Origin of the sequence: Arachidicoccus sp. (assembly GCF_050436765.1) — a bacterium.
Lineage (GTDB): Bacteria > Bacteroidota > Bacteroidia > Chitinophagales > Chitinophagaceae > Arachidicoccus.
This window is the reverse complement of sequence record NZ_JBNQGD010000151.1, coordinates 1-14,271: the sequence shown is the minus strand read 5'-3', so window position 1 is coordinate 14,271 and position 14,271 is coordinate 1. Positions and strand designations below refer to the sequence as shown.

Below are 14,271 nucleotides of genomic sequence, written 5' to 3'. Positions count from 1 at the left end.
AATTCAATATCAACTAGTTGTGTTTTTGGCTACCGAAAAGTGTTCAAAACAGGAAGAAAAGTAAATGTAAAATAATATCGTATTTTAAATTGAATTAAATAGTTATAAAGCCTCCTCAATACTGCAAACTAAATAAAATATACGACGTAGCTTAGATTTTTATACAAGAAACGGATTGATATAATCGCTGTGTTTATCTAAATTCCAGGTGAACAACCCTCCGCACTCGTTTAGTTTGGTGCAACTTTGACAGATAGGCAAATAACTATTTTTCCAATCTGAGATAGATTTGCGACAGTATTTCCATAAATTTTGTGGTAAGACACAAAGTTGAGAATTGTAAATTGAAACTTGCATACCTTGCCCAGCAAGAAACTCTACCGATTCATTTAACTCATCAATATAATCATGAGGATCAATCCAAAGCTTATCAATGTTGTGAGGTGTATAGCCAATGTATTCTAACCCCATAAATGTAATATGTTGAGCAAATGGCAAGTTCTTGTAGATATATTTTGAAAGCCGTGTAAGTCGTGGAACTGATTGTTTATGAAGTACGATTCTTATTTCGATTCGTTGGTTATACCGGGCAAGATTATGAAGCCCTAAAATTGTCTGGTTAAAAGCATCTTTTGCTTGCACAATATAATCATGTACTTGATAATAGTCGGCGTATAATGGGATACCAAACATTACACGATTATAATTAATGTTCGATAGTCGTTCTGCCATATTTCGCCATGCGAATGAACGACCATTTGTTAAAACATGAATTTCGGTTTTAGGTAATTGCTCTTTTAATGTCTCAAGTGTTTTGAAAAATAATTCTCCCAGAAGTGTAGGTTCACCTCCGGTAATTACTAATTCAAAGCAGTCTTTTGGGATAAGCGAAATGAGCTTTTGATTAATTTTATAAAGTCTGGAAATGTCGTCTTTATCTTTGGGAGGTTGGGAACACATCAGACAATTACTATTACATCTTTCTGTAACAAATAGTACGTTATGGTGCGAATTAGCCCGATACAGGGTTCTAATAGTTCCATCTTCATTTACTACTACTATGTCTCCATTTGAAAGATGGTCAAAGTTTGGCACATTTGACACAATAGGCTGGCTATAATACGCATTTGTATGTATCTTATGTTTCGTCAACACACCAATAAATGGATTATCCCTTTCTGGTAGTTCATCTTCACAAATTAGGAAGGAGGAATTATCTAATTCAAATTGGTTCCTCGTTACCCGGCCTACAATAGACTCATTTATGTTAAAAGCAGTACCCCTTGTTTTTAATAGCATTTTATATTCGTTGTTTTGTCCAGCTTTCAAATATTTTTGCAATTCGTTTATCACTATCCATTAGTTCAAGAAGATGTCGTATTATCTCCATATTTTTTTGACAAAATGTACTTGTTGGACGATAACCGATCATTTCACCCTGTGTAGCATGATGATGAATTGGATCTCCTCCACAATACGCTTGAAAGGCACAATCCGAACATCCAGGTAACGTTTCATTAATGCCATTTTCAACAATTTTTTGCGCCTGCGAACTGTAAAAGATTTCTTCATAAGTATTGGTATCAAGATGTCCAAGTTTAAAGGTATAATCTTTCATTTCTGCAAGCATTCGGCTTTCATCGCTTGCGTAGACCCCGCCATCGTAGTTAAAAACTATAACATTTGTGATACAACCAGTTGGTGAACTTAAGTCAACGTAACCAACAGGGAATGGCGTTAGTATTTTCCTTAAGATTATTGTCGCATAGTCTTCGGAAAAAAAAAATTCCATTAAGGTTGTATTCCAATATCCTATTCAATGCCTTTTTATAAAACACAAGAAATTTATCAGTTTCATACTTATTCTTTCTTTCATTTTTTACAGCAAAGCCATAAGGCGAAATTGGACGTAAAAAAATATTCCGAAATCCCTTTTCGTAATATTCTTCAACAATTTGAATTGGATATTCTAGTGAAAGATTTGTAGTAGTCATTAAGGCGGATACTCTTTCTTTGCCTAAGATTTTTCTTGATAATTCAATACCTTGAATGGTTAGTTCGTAGCTATTATTGCCAGGGCGCTTCCTATTGCCGTTATGAACGTAATTAGGACCGTCCAAAGAAGATGAGATAAGAATTCTGTTAATTTTGCAATAGTATAAAATATCTTCAGTTACAACCGCCAGATTTGTACAAATAACATAGTTTACAATTTTTTTATATTTGATTGCTAATTCTTTCGTTCGTTCAACAGCATACACAATATTATTGAACGCTAATAATGCTTCTCCCCCTTGGAACTCCATAGTGATAGATGGATTGGGGGATTGCATCATAATGTCGATTCCTCTATTGATATGCTCTCTTGTCATATCGTATTTATCTTTATCCTCCGTAACTCTTGATACTTGACAGTAATGACAAGTATGCTCGCACCGTAAGGAAATAACAAATATATGAAGAGAAGTAAAATTATCTAAAAATGACTTTTTTGTTCTATATCGGGTAGCCAAAACATCGATTAGTGGAGGAAGAGGTGTTTCTGAAATAAAAAAGTTTGATATTAAATCTCCAAATAATTCCGAATCGTCAATTTTTGAAATATCTTTTTCTACAATCCTTTTTACTGTGCCGTTAGGTATTATTAAATGGTCACCTACTTCATTAACAATAACTTCTTTACTTTTATTAAGCCTATGGAATCTAAATGGAAGTAGAAAATAATTACTTTCCTTCTGGTTGTCAAAAAAGTCGAGAGATTTGAACTTTCTATTTTTTCGTACTTGTGGATTTGTTTCTGTCATTTATTTAATAGGCATTTAAATGAGATATTTTTAATTGGACTATTATTTGATTTGCAGGAATGTTTATCTATGAAAACAACAGCAACATTTTTAAATAGATTATTTATTTCTTGTTCAGTTGGTAGCTTAAAGAAATTTCCCCCGTTACAATTTGGCGTTTCAATAAAAAAATATGCTCCTTTTTTCATTTGGTCTATTACGAGACTTAAAAAGGAGTAATCAAAATAGTGTATGGTAGCAATGAAATCGCAGGAGGCAGTCTCAATAGGTAATTCTTTTTCCAAATTAAGTATTGAGGTTTTAATAACACCTGCTTTGAGATTATATTTGAGGGAATCAGTATGTATATTATTAATGAATTTGTTGTTTAAATCAACAGCAGTAATATTCTTAAAATGATTAGCCAAGTAAAAAACATTCCTTCCATTTCCAACAGGCATATCTAAACAGCTTAATTCTTTACAGTCTCCAATTTTTTGAATAGCCTTCTTTAATGCTGGGGATACAAATCTGTACTCTGGATCAAATTGATGTTCAACTCTCATAGTTTTAAATATGAGTAAGGCCTACGGGATCTTCAATTTCTCCGACCGGATCTTCATCAAATTCTCCATTTGAAAAAGCTTTTGCGACTAAAATGTCTCTTATATTTTTGGTTTCTATTGCGATTATATCGCGAATCTGAAAATCTATTAAGTCTCTTTCAAATTTTTGAAGATACAAGATCAATTCATCGTCATGAATGTTACTATTGATAAGTGGTTTCAATGAAACAACATACGAGAAGTCTGCCAAAGATATGCTAGTATGAAACTTATCTCCATACCAGTAAAGACATTTCAAAACTGATTCTTTGGAGAATAAGGTACAATCTACAAAAGCGTTTATTTCATGGTCTTTTATGAAATTATTATTCATGATTGTTAATTAAGAAACATAAGAGCTTGAACTGTGTGATGAGTGTGATGAATGTGATGAATGTGATGAATGTTGCTCAATAAATTGGCTTTCGCTAGGATTACTTAAGTTCAATTTAAGGACGGGCTGGGTTGTTGTCTTAGTTAGCTTTTTCATTTCAATAGAATTCAAGGTGTTGTTTTCATAATTCTCTGCAGTTGGCAATTCGTTTGCTGCAGATCCGGTTGCGATTGCGGCAGCCATAATAGCTGCAACTTGCTTTGCCAAATTTAAAGAAGTGCTTCTTTTCATGATTTTACAGTTTTTACGCTTTGATAGCTGTTTCAAATCTAATTATAAAATTTTGTTATAAAAAATATATTTTATTTCAAGATCTCAAAACTTCAAATGGATACTTGGGATAAAAGAATAAAAAGTTGGCCTTCAGAGGGCACTTTTATCGGATAAGTTATTATTTGTTCTGCCTTTTAATTTCAGAATCGATAATTTTTTCCCGCTCTTCCAATTGCAATTAATCAAATTAATTTGATTGGTAAAAAAGTAGCATACTGTAAAGCAGAATTCCCCAAATATTCTTTTATTAATCCTCCTCATTTGTTTAGAGACGTAATTTTCTTTATTTAGCAAAGAATGATATTGGAAGGAGTTGCCCAAAGTTTTGTTCGCTATAAATCCTTTCCCCTGAATGCGTTTAAGTAATGTCCTTTTAATTTATTTTTGTACAATGATGGATATACTTCAAAAATACTTTTCCGATTTTACGGAAACCCAAGCCAAGCAATTCGAAATGTTGTACGATTTGTACAAAGATTGGAATACTAAAATAAATGTAATTTCCCGAAAAGATATCGATAGTCTTTATGAGCGGCACGTGTTGCATTCACTTGCAATAGCTGCTACCATTGAGTTCCGGACAGGAACCGAAATTATTGATATTGGTTGTGGTGGTGGATTCCCCGGTATTCCTTTGGCTATATATTTTCCCGATGTAAAATTTCATTTGGTTGATAGTATTAATAAAAAGCTCTTAGTCGTAAATGAAGTTGCTTCAGCTATTGGATTGCAAAATGTAACCACCCAACATGCGCGTGCTGAATCTATTAAAGATAGAAAGTTTGATTTCGCGGTTTCACGTGCGGTAGCATCCTTAAAAGATTTGTGGTATTGGAGCAAGCCCTTATTGAAAAAATTGAATAAGAACGAAATCCCGAATGGGCTTATTTGCTTAAAGGGCGGCGACCTGGCACAAGAAGTTTCTGATAGTGGATTGCGTCCCAAAGTTTCTCCATTAGAAGACATCTTTGATGAGGAGTTTTACCGGGAAAAATATTTATTGTACATAGAACGTTGATGGATAAAGGGGTGCAGAGGATTGTATGAGTTTATTTGCAAAAAATATTTTATAGGGTGTAGCAAGAATGCATGATCGGTCGTTTAGGATGTATATTTAATTATTTATTTAAAAAATACATTCTTCTATGAAAAAATTTTTTGTAGCGGCCTCTAGTTTATTGCTATTATTTACCGCTTGTAGCAAAAGTGACGGGCCTTCCACGCCCGACAATAATACCGTAATTCAAGGTAAATGGACGGGCGATTATTATGTGAAAACCGGCTTTGTAAATGGTACAGCTATCACACAAAAAGATTCTACTTTGAACGATATAATTAAAAACTCGGTGTTTAATTTTAAAAAGACCGATGCTAATGATTCTATTGTTGGAACTTTGAATGATGGGACAACGATGATTAAGGGCATTTATCAGTTAAAGGCAAACGATTCTATTTATGCTAATCTAACAGTGTATTATTTAACTCCGGCAACACCTCAAAACATTGCAATAGCAGGAATTGCTAATATTACTTCGAGCAAGTTACTGATTACCGAAAATAAAAAAGAAGCCGTTGAAATAGGCGGTGAAATGGCCGATAGTACCGTTGCTGTCTATTCTTTTAATAAAGCAGCGAATTAATCAGCATTTTAATTTTTTTAAGCCGTTCCACAGTGATGTGGAGCGGCTTTTTGCTTTCTTTATTAGGACTATATTTTTTTTCCTAAAAATTTAAAATATCTTTGCACGACCTCCTTATCGAATTGAGCATTAAATTCTTTTCCAGAAGATATAATTATAGGTCACCGATTTTCATCCGTTAATGTTATTGTACTTACTTTTTCGGGTGAATCTTTTTTTGTAAAAATTTGAATCGAAATATTATGGCAAAGTTTGTATTTGTTACCGGTGGCGTAACGAGCAGTTTAGGAAAGGGAATTATTGCCGCTTCATTGGCGAAACTATTGCAAGCGAGAGGATTAAAGGTGACTATTCAAAAGTTTGACCCTTATATCAATGTAGATCCTGGTACTTTAAATCCCTATGAGCATGGAGAATGTTATGTAACGGAAGATGGGGCGGAAACCGATTTAGACCTCGGGCATTATGAACGATTTTTGAATATTCATACTTCTCAAGCGAATAATGTAACAACTGGCAGAATCTACCAAACCGTTATTAACAAAGAACGTGAAGGCGCTTATTTGGGGAAAACCGTACAGGTGGTGCCCCATATTACGGATGAAATAAAAAGACGGATGTTGCTTTTGGGAAGAGGCGGCGAATATGACGTCATCATTACAGAAATCGGAGGCACCATTGGTGATATTGAGAGTTTGCCTTTTGTAGAAGCTATACGTCAGATTCAATGGGAACTGCCGGAAGAAGATGTGTGTGTGGTACATTTGACTTTAATCCCTTATTTGCGTGCTGCAAAAGAGTTAAAAACGAAGCCCACGCAACATTCAGTGAAAATGATGAGTGAAACGGGGGTCCATCCCGATATTCTTGTTTGTCGTACAGAAGAACCATTGACAAATGATCTAAAAAGGAAAATAGCATTGTTTTGTAATGTAAAACAAAATGCTGTTATTGAAGCAATGGATGCGGCCTCGATTTATGAAGTGCCTTTGGAAATGTTGCGCGAGAAATTGGATATTACCTGCTTGAAGAAATTTAAAATTGACAATTATAAGGAGCCTGAACTCGAAAAATGGAAAACATTTTTAGATAAGATTAAATATCCTAAAAGTAAGATCACTATTGGTTTGATTGGCAAGTATATAGAACTTCAGGATGCTTATAAATCTATTTTAGAAAGTTTTATTCACGCAGGTGCTATGAATGAAGTGAAAGTGCAGATTCAAAATATTCATAGTGAATTTATTACCAAAGAGAATGTTGCAGAAAAACTACAAGGGCTTGATGGGATGCTTGTAGCACCAGGTTTTGGAGAACGAGGTATTGAAGGTAAAATCTTAGCTATTCAATATGCGCGCGAAAATAGTATTCCATTCTTCGGTATTTGTTTGGGAATGCAAATGGCTGTGATTGAATTTGGGCGCAATGTTTTGGGATTACAGGATGCGCACTCTACAGAAATGCGCAATGATACGCCGCATCCGGTTATTAATATGATGGAAGAGCAGAAGAAAATAAAATTGATGGGCGCGACAATGCGATTAGGTGCCTATCCTTGTAAAATAAAAGAAGGTTCTTTAGCCCAGAAAATTTATGGTAGCACTTTAATCTCTGAACGTCATCGACATCGTTATGAATTTAATAATGATTACCTGCAACAATTTGAAAGCAATGGTTTGGAAGCTACTGGTATTAACCCGGAAACCGGCTTAGTCGAAATAGTTGAGGTACCTGCACATCCCTTCTTTATTGGTGTTCAATATCATCCTGAGCTTAAAAGTACGGTTGAAAGCCCCGCGCCTTTATTTGTAAATTTTGTTGCGGCTGCAAAAGTCTTTAGTGAAAAACGCGCTACTCATAAAGTTGCTGTTACTAATTTGTCTTAAATAAGTGATGAAAGAAATGAGGCCGGCCTATATAATAGGGCGGCCTTCTGTTTTCTTGGCTAGTGTATTATTAATCGTTCAATATTTCTCTTGCGATGACTATTTTTTGTATTTCCGATGTGCCTTCTCCAATGGTGCAGAGTTTGGCGTCGCGATAAAACTTCTCGACCGGATAATCTTTGGTATAACCATAGCCACCAAATATCTGTACGGCTTCGGTTGCGGTACGTACCGCAACTTCACTGGCATAATATTTTGCCATAGCGGCCTGCTTGGTCAATTTCTGATGATCTTCTTTTAGGCTGCAGGCTTGCAAAATTAATAAGTTGGCTGCTTCTATTTCGGTAGCCATATCTGCGAGTTTGAAACTAATTCCTTGAAAGGAGGAAATGGGCTTATCAAATTGATGACGGTCTTTTGAATATAGTAAAGCTGCTTCATATGCGCCTCTGGCAATACCTAATGAAAGAGAGGCAATAGAGATACGTCCACAATCAAGGATGGCCATTGCTTGTTTAAAGCCCTCGCCAACCTCGCCCATTCTTTGGGCATCTGAGATAATACAATTGTCAAAAATTATTTCGGCTGTCTCACTGGCACGCATACCCAACTTGTTTTCTTTCTTTCCTGATGAAAACCCCGGCGTTCCCTTTTCGATAATAAATGCGGTGCAATTGTTTTTTGTTCTGGGCTCTCCAGTACGGGCTATTAGTACAACCGTTTCTCCACTAATGCCATGAGTAATCCAACATTTAGTACCATTGATAATCCAATTGTCACCATCTTTTTTGGCTACACATTTCATATTACCGGCATCACTTCCTGTATTGGGTTCAGTAAGCGCCCATGCGCCGATTTTTTCGGCGTTTGCTAATTTGGGTAAGTATTTATTCTTTTGTTCTTCATTCGCGAAAGAAAGAATATGGTTGGTGCAGAGCGAATTATGCGCGGCTAGACTTAAGCCAATGCTTCCGCATACTTTGGCTATTTCTTCTATAATTATTTTATATTCAAAATAAGAAAGTCCTGCTCCTCCGTATTGTTGCGGAACTAACACACCCATCATACCTATTTGCCCAAGTTCTCTAAAAATTTCTATGGGAAATTTCTGGGCTTCGTCCCACTCCATTATATGTGGTTTGATCTTTTGCAGCGCAAATTCTCTTGCGGTTTGTTTTATTTGTTCGGTTAGGTCGCTTTGTTGGGAATACATTTTAAGGGTTTAATATTACTAACTAATGTTTGTTATAAACAAATATAAAAGAATATTTGATAATACCAAAACGGGAGAGGGTAATGTATTAATTGTTTTAACGAACGATTATATTTTGTTCTTTACAGTTTTGTTTTGGGCGGCCTCTTTTTTTGATAGAAATGCATCTAGGGCTACCGCCATATTAGGAACTTCTCTAGAAGGTGCAATAATTTCTGGGTTTAAGCCGGCATCCACACAGGCTTTATGTGTACCGCTGCCAAATGTTCCAGTAATTGTCTTAGATTTTGGGTAATTGGGGTATGAATCGAGCAGACAACGTAAACCGCTGGGTGTGAAGAAGCAAATAATATCAAATTTATGGCTATCTACTACACTTTTAATATCGTTGCTAACGGTACGATACATGAAGGCTAATTCAAAATCACATTTATTCGTTTTTAGCCAATTTACGATGTCACTATCTTGTTGATTTTCGCTGCATACATAAAGAAATTTTTCATTTTCTTTATGTTTATTAAATACGTCAAAAAGGCTTTTATTCGTACCATCTGCACCAAAAAACACTTTTCTTTTTCTATATAGAATAAACTTTTGCAAGTATAACGCAACGGCTTCTGCGATACAGAAGTATTTGGTGTCCTGACTCACCGATATTTTCATCTCCTCACACATTCTAAAAAAATGATCGATGGCATTGCGGCTGGTAAATACAATAGCCGAATAAGAAGTAATGTCTATTTTTTGTTTACGAAATTCTTTTGCCGAGAGTCCTTCTAATTTTATGAAAGGATGAAATACTAATTCTGCATTATGTTTCTTCGCTAAATCATAATAGGGTGATTTTTCACTGCTGGGTGCGGGCTGAGTAATCAAAATAGTTGTCGCGATATTTGCTGGAATCAAACTGTTACCAATACTTTTTACCATATATAATCTTAGTCGAAGTTAGTGAATAGATAATGTGATTAGTTATAAAGATAACCGCTATAATTTATTATAATTACTTTGTATGTAATAAGTAAAGGGATTATTTCAACGGCGCAAAGGTACAAAAAAAAGTGGAAAGCATTCACATTTAAACTTCCGCGAATTAACATAAATGAGGCAATATATCTATACAGAAACAGGCAACCTACGAGAATGCCTGCGAGTGAATAGAAGGAAGATGTTGCACTATTCCCGGCATAAGCGATAAAAATTGTTAGGGGAATTAATACAATGCCGATAAGTTTATTAATAGAAGATACCACATAATTATAAGTGGACGCGGCTATGGGTGCATTAAATAACCAACCCGATAATTTAATGACAATATATTTAATTAAGTAAATGACGGTAATGGCAAAAGCACAATAAAGGAAAATTAACCAAAAAGAGGCTCCTTTAATTTGCTTATCAATCAATTGCCCAACAAACAACGAAGTACTTAACACAAATAAAAAATTAAACAATAACGAGGGAATTATGTTCTCAATATTTAGGCTTTCTTTTGATTGTTTTCTACGAAGGTTGGGTTGTAGAAGAAAGTGGGTAATCTGTTTAGAATATTTAGGAAAACCAGTTCTAACGATTCCCAGCAAAGTCAGCAGACCTAAAAAGAAATAAAAAAGCAAGTCATTGTGTTCTGAGGATAGGTGTAGTCTGATATTGGATGAATTTTGCTTTTTATTTTCCAATAGCCAATTGGGGAAAAGAAGCTTCACAATATTTTTGCCTGCGTATGTATGTTGAATTGCATCCTTATCCAATGCTTTCTCTAATAATTCTTTTTTTGTCGGGGGGAGCGCCACAACCATTTTTTCTATGCTATCTGTATTTTTCAGCGTGCTGTCTGATTTGGTGTTTCGGACAAGAGGCGTTTTGTGTACTTCCTTTATTTTATTAACGACTGAATCTTTTTTTTGTAATGAATTGGATGTTTTAGGGGTAACACTATCATGCGATTGGGCGTATGCACCCAAAGAAAACAATAAGAATAATATAGCTAAAATAGACTTCATTGAAGTTGCAAAGGTGCTTAATTTTTTAGAACTAATACCGCGTTTTTTACTAATTTATTTTGACTTGTTGCCTATGATAGAAATGACTAGAGGGGCGTTTCATTCAGTGGCATCCGTTATTCTACGATTTTTGGGGCACTAAACATTGCTTCCTGAATGGTTTTTTGTGAAATATTAATTGTTTTATAAATAATGATTCGATCAAAATTCAACTACTTTTGTCTATTCGTTCAACAACTATTTTACAATGACGCTCAAAAAATTCTTCCGTCCATTTTTGTATTTATTGGGATTGTATGTGATTGTGTGTTTTTTGCTCAGGATATTGCTGATTTTTAATCCCATCGTTACCGGAGGCTTTTCTCTTGGTAGTATTTTAAAAATATTTTTCTTAGGAGCCTTATCAAATGCTTTCGTATTTATAGTGGTGGGCGTCTTGTTTTGGATGTATCTATTATTTCTATCCGATGGGAAATATAAGAAGCCTTTTGGTTATATTATTTTCGGATTACTTTTACTACTACTTATTTATGTGAGTTTCTTCAATACGATTTTCAATCAGTATGGGGGAGTAGTCCCAACTTTGGTCATTACGTTTATAGGCATTAAAACATTTCTGTTCGGGTTGCTTTTATTTTTACCAAAGTATAGAAAGCAAATTAGATTGGTTTTATACACATTCACTATATTTATTTTCGTTACGCTTATTTTGTTAAACGGTGTTAGTGAGTTCTTTTTCTGGAATGAGTTCGGTGTGCGGTATAATTTTATTGCGGTAGATTATTTAATTTATACTAATGAAGTGATTGGCAATATAATGGAATCCTACCCTATAGTTCCTTTGTTCACAGGTCTTGGTATAGCTTCTCTGGGTATAACCATATTTATCGTATATAAAACAAAAAGCTATTTAAACCACCTTCCTTCCTTTTTTAGCAAGCTAAAGATAATTGTTGTCAATGCGATTGGACTTTTACTTGCCCTTTTATTGATACCCGCATTGGCACATTTGCAGAATGCGCAAAATATATTTACTAATGAATTGCAGGCAGATGGAATCCACAAATTTTATGATGCTTTTTTGGATAATTCTTTGAACTATTTCAAATTTTACCCAACCATTAATCAACAGGAAGCTTTTCAAACTTTACAAAAACAATTTCCGGATATTAAGGGAGAAAGTACTTTGCGTAGTATAAAAGATTCTATACCGGAAGTGCATAAAAACGTCGTATTGATAACCGTTGAAAGTTTGAGTGAAGAGTTTCTGGCACACTATGGCAACAAGAAAGACTTGACCCCATTTCTGGATTCCTTGGCCGACAAAAGTCTGATTTTTACAAACTTGTATGCTGTCGGAAATCGAACGGTTCGTGGATTAGAAGCGCTCACGCTTTCATTGCCTCCTACGGCTGGAGAGAGTATAATTAAAAGAAAAGACAATAAGGATAAGTTTAATCTTGGGAATATTTTTAAACAAAGGGGCTATCAGGTTAAGTTTATGTATGGTGGATATAGTTATTTTGATAATATGAAAGACTTCTTTGAAGGCAACGGATATGATATTGTGGATAGAAGTAATTTTAAGCCAGAGGAAATTACATTTGCGAATGTTTGGGGTGTATGTGACGAAGATATGGCTAATAAAGCTATCGAAACGATGAATGCAGAAGCCGCGACAGGAAAACCTTTCTTTAATCATTGGATGACGGTGAGTAATCATCGACCGTATACTTTCCCTAATGGAAAAATTGATATTCGCGGTGATGCTAAGTCGAGGGATGGTGGTGTGAAGTATACGGATTATGCTTTGCATAAATTTTTCTCGATGGCTGAAAAACAACCTTGGTTCAACAATACTATTTTTATAATTGTTGCTGACCATTGTGCTTCTTCGGCCGGAAGAACTGCCTTGCCGATGGATAAATACCGCATTCCGGCGATTGTGTATTCGCGTAATTTTATACCATCTCAAGAAGTCACAAAACTCTGCTCGCAAATTGATATTATGCCGACCGTGTTGGGATTAATGCATTTTACTTATCCAACAAAGTTCTTCGGGCAGAATGTATTGGATAGTACTTATATTCCTCGTGCATTTATTGCTACTTACCAGGATTTAGGTTTTATTAGAGATAGTACACTTACCGTGCTTTCTCCTGTAAAGCAGATACAACAATATGAATTGAAAGAAGAACCTATTGAAGGAGTGGCACCACAATTTCAATCTAAGTACAAAGAAATATTGTTAAATAAGCCCGATCTGATAAGAAAAAAGGAAGCAATAAGTTTTTATCAGACTGCCTCGTGGTTGTTACAGCATAAAGGCTATCAGCAATAAATATATAAATACATTTTGAGGGAGCTGTTTTATTTTGTTTATTTGCATCCCAAATGACTCCGTAGCTCAGTTGGTAGAGCAGCTGACTCTTAATCAGCGGGTCTAGGGTTCGAGTCCCTACGGGGTCACTTAGTAATCAAGCAGTTATGATTAAATGTCATAGCTGCTTTTTAGTTTATATAAAATTTACCAAACAATTTCCCAAACAATTCGACTTAAATAAAACGATTTGTCGATAAGAATCATGTAAGCTGGAGAATGGCGATTCCGAAAATGGAATCATTTGATATTACGAAAAGCCCTAAGTAAAGCAAAAAAATTACGTTATTTATTATTAGTAAAATAAAAATTCATGTCGGCAATTTGTACGAGATAATACTTTTGTAATGATTACAATCATTTGGTTAATGACATAAATATTCTTACTAAGTTAGATTCTAAACTAATTTTTAAATTTAATTCTAAAAATATGGATAAGCTCAAACACATACGTCGTTGTGGATTATCTGCATTCATTATTACGGGAATATTTTGTGGTTGCCAAAACAATACTGCTCATACAAAACATGAACGAATTGACTCTTCTACAGCTAAAAGCAAATCAAATTACATTAGAACCTATTCACTAAATGTCGATTCATTAACAAAAGATTTTTCCACATTTTGGGATTATTGGAATTCTTATTTAAACTTTTCAAAACCATTTATCTCTTATGACGAAAATGAAAATAAAATAACCAAGGATGAGTTTTTTCAAAAACTTTTGTCTGCCAGATTCCTTCCTGTATTGATAAAAGAAGATGATACCAGCCAATACATTCAATTAAAGAGAATTAAGCTAATTGCTAACGGAAGCATAAACAGAATTATAAAGCAGGAAGCTGATCTACATTATCGATTCTACAAAATGGAAGGAAAGCAACTTCCTGGATTTAATTTTAAAGATTTAGATGGGAACGTTTATAATAACCAAAATTGTGTTGGTAAAACGTTAGTGATTAACACCTGGTTTGTAACATGCACAGCCTGTATACACGAAATGCCAGATCTTAATCAATTAGTTGATCAATACAAAGACAGAAATGATGTTTTGTTTTTAGGTTTTTGCTTAGATTCACCTGACAAAGTAAAGT

The 14,271-nt window shown here is 34.6% G+C and carries 15 protein-coding genes and 1 tRNA gene; 6 read left to right on the top strand and 10 right to left on the bottom strand.

The features are described 5' to 3' along the window. Positions 1-159 precede the first annotated feature (159 nt). The 7 genes from hxsC to ACQR30_RS06345 all read right to left on the bottom strand — a co-directional run bounded on the left by hxsC (position 160) and on the right by ACQR30_RS06345 (position 4,433). Entirely contained in the window at positions 160-1,299 is a 1,140-nt protein-coding gene (gene hxsC / locus ACQR30_RS06375) for a His-Xaa-Ser system radical SAM maturase HxsC (RefSeq protein ID WP_429732888.1), read from the bottom strand. Between the two features lies 1 nt (position 1,300). Beyond that, on the bottom strand, positions 1,301-1,618 hold the full coding sequence (locus tag ACQR30_RS06370) for a hypothetical protein (RefSeq protein ID WP_429732885.1): 318 nt from the start codon (positions 1,616-1,618) through the stop codon (positions 1,301-1,303). A gap of 94 nt (positions 1,619-1,712) precedes the next feature. After that, positions 1,713-2,804 carry a radical SAM protein gene (locus ACQR30_RS06365; protein ID WP_429732882.1) on the bottom strand — a complete coding sequence of 364 codons (1,092 nt, stop codon included), beginning with the start codon at positions 2,802-2,804 and terminating at the stop codon, positions 1,713-1,715. Then, the gene (locus ACQR30_RS06360) at positions 2,801-3,349 is read right to left on the bottom strand and encodes a methyltransferase domain-containing protein (protein ID WP_429732879.1); all 549 of its coding nucleotides are present in this window, start codon (positions 3,347-3,349) and stop codon (positions 2,801-2,803) included. The genes ACQR30_RS06365 and ACQR30_RS06360 overlap by 4 nt, the downstream gene beginning before the upstream one ends. A 4-nt stretch (positions 3,350-3,353) precedes the next feature. Continuing rightward, positions 3,354-3,722 carry a His-Xaa-Ser system protein HxsD gene (gene hxsD, locus ACQR30_RS06355; protein WP_429732876.1) on the bottom strand — a complete coding sequence of 123 codons (369 nt, stop codon included), beginning with the start codon at positions 3,720-3,722 and terminating at the stop codon, positions 3,354-3,356. 9 nt (positions 3,723-3,731) lie between these two features. Further along, positions 3,732-4,013 carry a hypothetical protein gene (locus tag ACQR30_RS06350; RefSeq protein ID WP_429732873.1) on the bottom strand — a complete coding sequence of 94 codons (282 nt, stop codon included), beginning with the start codon at positions 4,011-4,013 and terminating at the stop codon, positions 3,732-3,734. Positions 4,014-4,145: 132 nt separating this feature from the next. Next, positions 4,146-4,433: a BlaI/MecI/CopY family transcriptional regulator gene (locus tag ACQR30_RS06345; RefSeq protein WP_429732891.1), complete on the bottom strand. Its 288-nt coding sequence runs from the start codon at positions 4,431-4,433 to the stop codon at positions 4,146-4,148. A gap of 13 nt (positions 4,434-4,446) precedes the next feature. Between ACQR30_RS06345 and rsmG the strand changes: the two genes are divergently transcribed. The 3 genes from rsmG to ACQR30_RS06330 all read left to right on the top strand — a co-directional run bounded on the left by rsmG (position 4,447) and on the right by ACQR30_RS06330 (position 7,581). Then, positions 4,447-5,073, top strand: coding sequence for a 16S rRNA (guanine(527)-N(7))-methyltransferase RsmG (rsmG, locus tag ACQR30_RS06340; RefSeq protein WP_429732870.1), 627 nt, complete (start codon positions 4,447-4,449; stop codon positions 5,071-5,073). 127 nt (positions 5,074-5,200) lie between these two features. Beyond that, complete coding sequence (locus ACQR30_RS06335) at positions 5,201-5,695, top strand: hypothetical protein (RefSeq protein ID WP_429732868.1); 495 nt, start codon at positions 5,201-5,203, stop codon at positions 5,693-5,695. 242 nt (positions 5,696-5,937) lie between these two features. Beyond that, positions 5,938-7,581, top strand: a complete 1,644-nt coding sequence (locus tag ACQR30_RS06330; protein ID WP_429732865.1) for a CTP synthase — start codon at positions 5,938-5,940, stop codon at positions 7,579-7,581. 70 nt (positions 7,582-7,651) lie between these two features. On the opposite strand, the gene ACQR30_RS06325 is transcribed toward ACQR30_RS06330, so the two are convergent. The 3 genes from ACQR30_RS06325 to ACQR30_RS06315 form a co-directional block, all read right to left on the bottom strand. Then, positions 7,652-8,794 carry an acyl-CoA dehydrogenase family protein gene (locus tag ACQR30_RS06325; RefSeq protein WP_429732862.1) on the bottom strand — a complete coding sequence of 381 codons (1,143 nt, stop codon included), beginning with the start codon at positions 8,792-8,794 and terminating at the stop codon, positions 7,652-7,654. A 108-nt stretch (positions 8,795-8,902) separates the two neighbouring features. Beyond that, complete coding sequence (locus ACQR30_RS06320) at positions 8,903-9,724, bottom strand: uroporphyrinogen-III synthase (RefSeq protein ID WP_429732860.1); 822 nt, start codon at positions 9,722-9,724, stop codon at positions 8,903-8,905. A 38-nt stretch (positions 9,725-9,762) separates the two neighbouring features. After that, positions 9,763-10,797: a DUF4271 domain-containing protein gene (locus ACQR30_RS06315; RefSeq protein ID WP_429732857.1), complete on the bottom strand. Its 1,035-nt coding sequence runs from the start codon at positions 10,795-10,797 to the stop codon at positions 9,763-9,765. A 247-nt stretch (positions 10,798-11,044) separates the two neighbouring features. Here ACQR30_RS06315 and ACQR30_RS06310 point away from each other — a divergent pair, with 247 nt between their 5' ends. From ACQR30_RS06310 to ACQR30_RS06300, 3 genes are all read left to right on the top strand, one after another. Beyond that, positions 11,045-13,138, top strand: a complete 2,094-nt coding sequence (locus tag ACQR30_RS06310; protein ID WP_429732854.1) for an LTA synthase family protein — start codon at positions 11,045-11,047, stop codon at positions 13,136-13,138. Between the two features lie 55 nt (positions 13,139-13,193). Continuing rightward, a tRNA-Lys gene (locus ACQR30_RS06305) sits at positions 13,194-13,266 on the top strand. A gap of 341 nt (positions 13,267-13,607) precedes the next feature. Next, on the top strand, positions 13,608-14,271 hold a 664-nt coding region (locus ACQR30_RS06300; RefSeq protein WP_429732851.1), incomplete at its 3' end, for a TlpA family protein disulfide reductase.

Coding starts and splice junctions, on each gene's coding strand:
- hxsC (WP_429732888.1), bottom strand. CDS start 1,299: ATGCTATTAAAAACAAGGGGTACTGCTTTTAACATAAATGAGTCTATT.
- ACQR30_RS06370 (WP_429732885.1), bottom strand. CDS start 1,618: ATGAAAGATTATACCTTTAAACTTGGACATCTTGATACCAATACTTAT.
- ACQR30_RS06365 (WP_429732882.1), bottom strand. CDS start 2,804: ATGACAGAAACAAATCCACAAGTACGAAAAAATAGAAAGTTCAAATCT.
- ACQR30_RS06360 (WP_429732879.1), bottom strand. CDS start 3,349: ATGAGAGTTGAACATCAATTTGATCCAGAGTACAGATTTGTATCCCCA.
- hxsD (WP_429732876.1), bottom strand. CDS start 3,722: ATGAATAATAATTTCATAAAAGACCATGAAATAAACGCTTTTGTAGAT.
- ACQR30_RS06350 (WP_429732873.1), bottom strand. CDS start 4,013: ATGAAAAGAAGCACTTCTTTAAATTTGGCAAAGCAAGTTGCAGCTATT.
- rsmG (WP_429732870.1), top strand. CDS start 4,447: ATGATGGATATACTTCAAAAATACTTTTCCGATTTTACGGAAACCCAA.
- ACQR30_RS06335 (WP_429732868.1), top strand. CDS start 5,201: ATGAAAAAATTTTTTGTAGCGGCCTCTAGTTTATTGCTATTATTTACC.
- ACQR30_RS06330 (WP_429732865.1), top strand. CDS start 5,938: ATGGCAAAGTTTGTATTTGTTACCGGTGGCGTAACGAGCAGTTTAGGA.
- ACQR30_RS06325 (WP_429732862.1), bottom strand. CDS start 8,794: ATGTATTCCCAACAAAGCGACCTAACCGAACAAATAAAACAAACCGCA.
- ACQR30_RS06320 (WP_429732860.1), bottom strand. CDS start 9,724: ATGGTAAAAAGTATTGGTAACAGTTTGATTCCAGCAAATATCGCGACA.
- ACQR30_RS06315 (WP_429732857.1), bottom strand. CDS start 10,797: ATGAAGTCTATTTTAGCTATATTATTCTTATTGTTTTCTTTGGGTGCA.
- ACQR30_RS06310 (WP_429732854.1), top strand. CDS start 11,045: ATGACGCTCAAAAAATTCTTCCGTCCATTTTTGTATTTATTGGGATTG.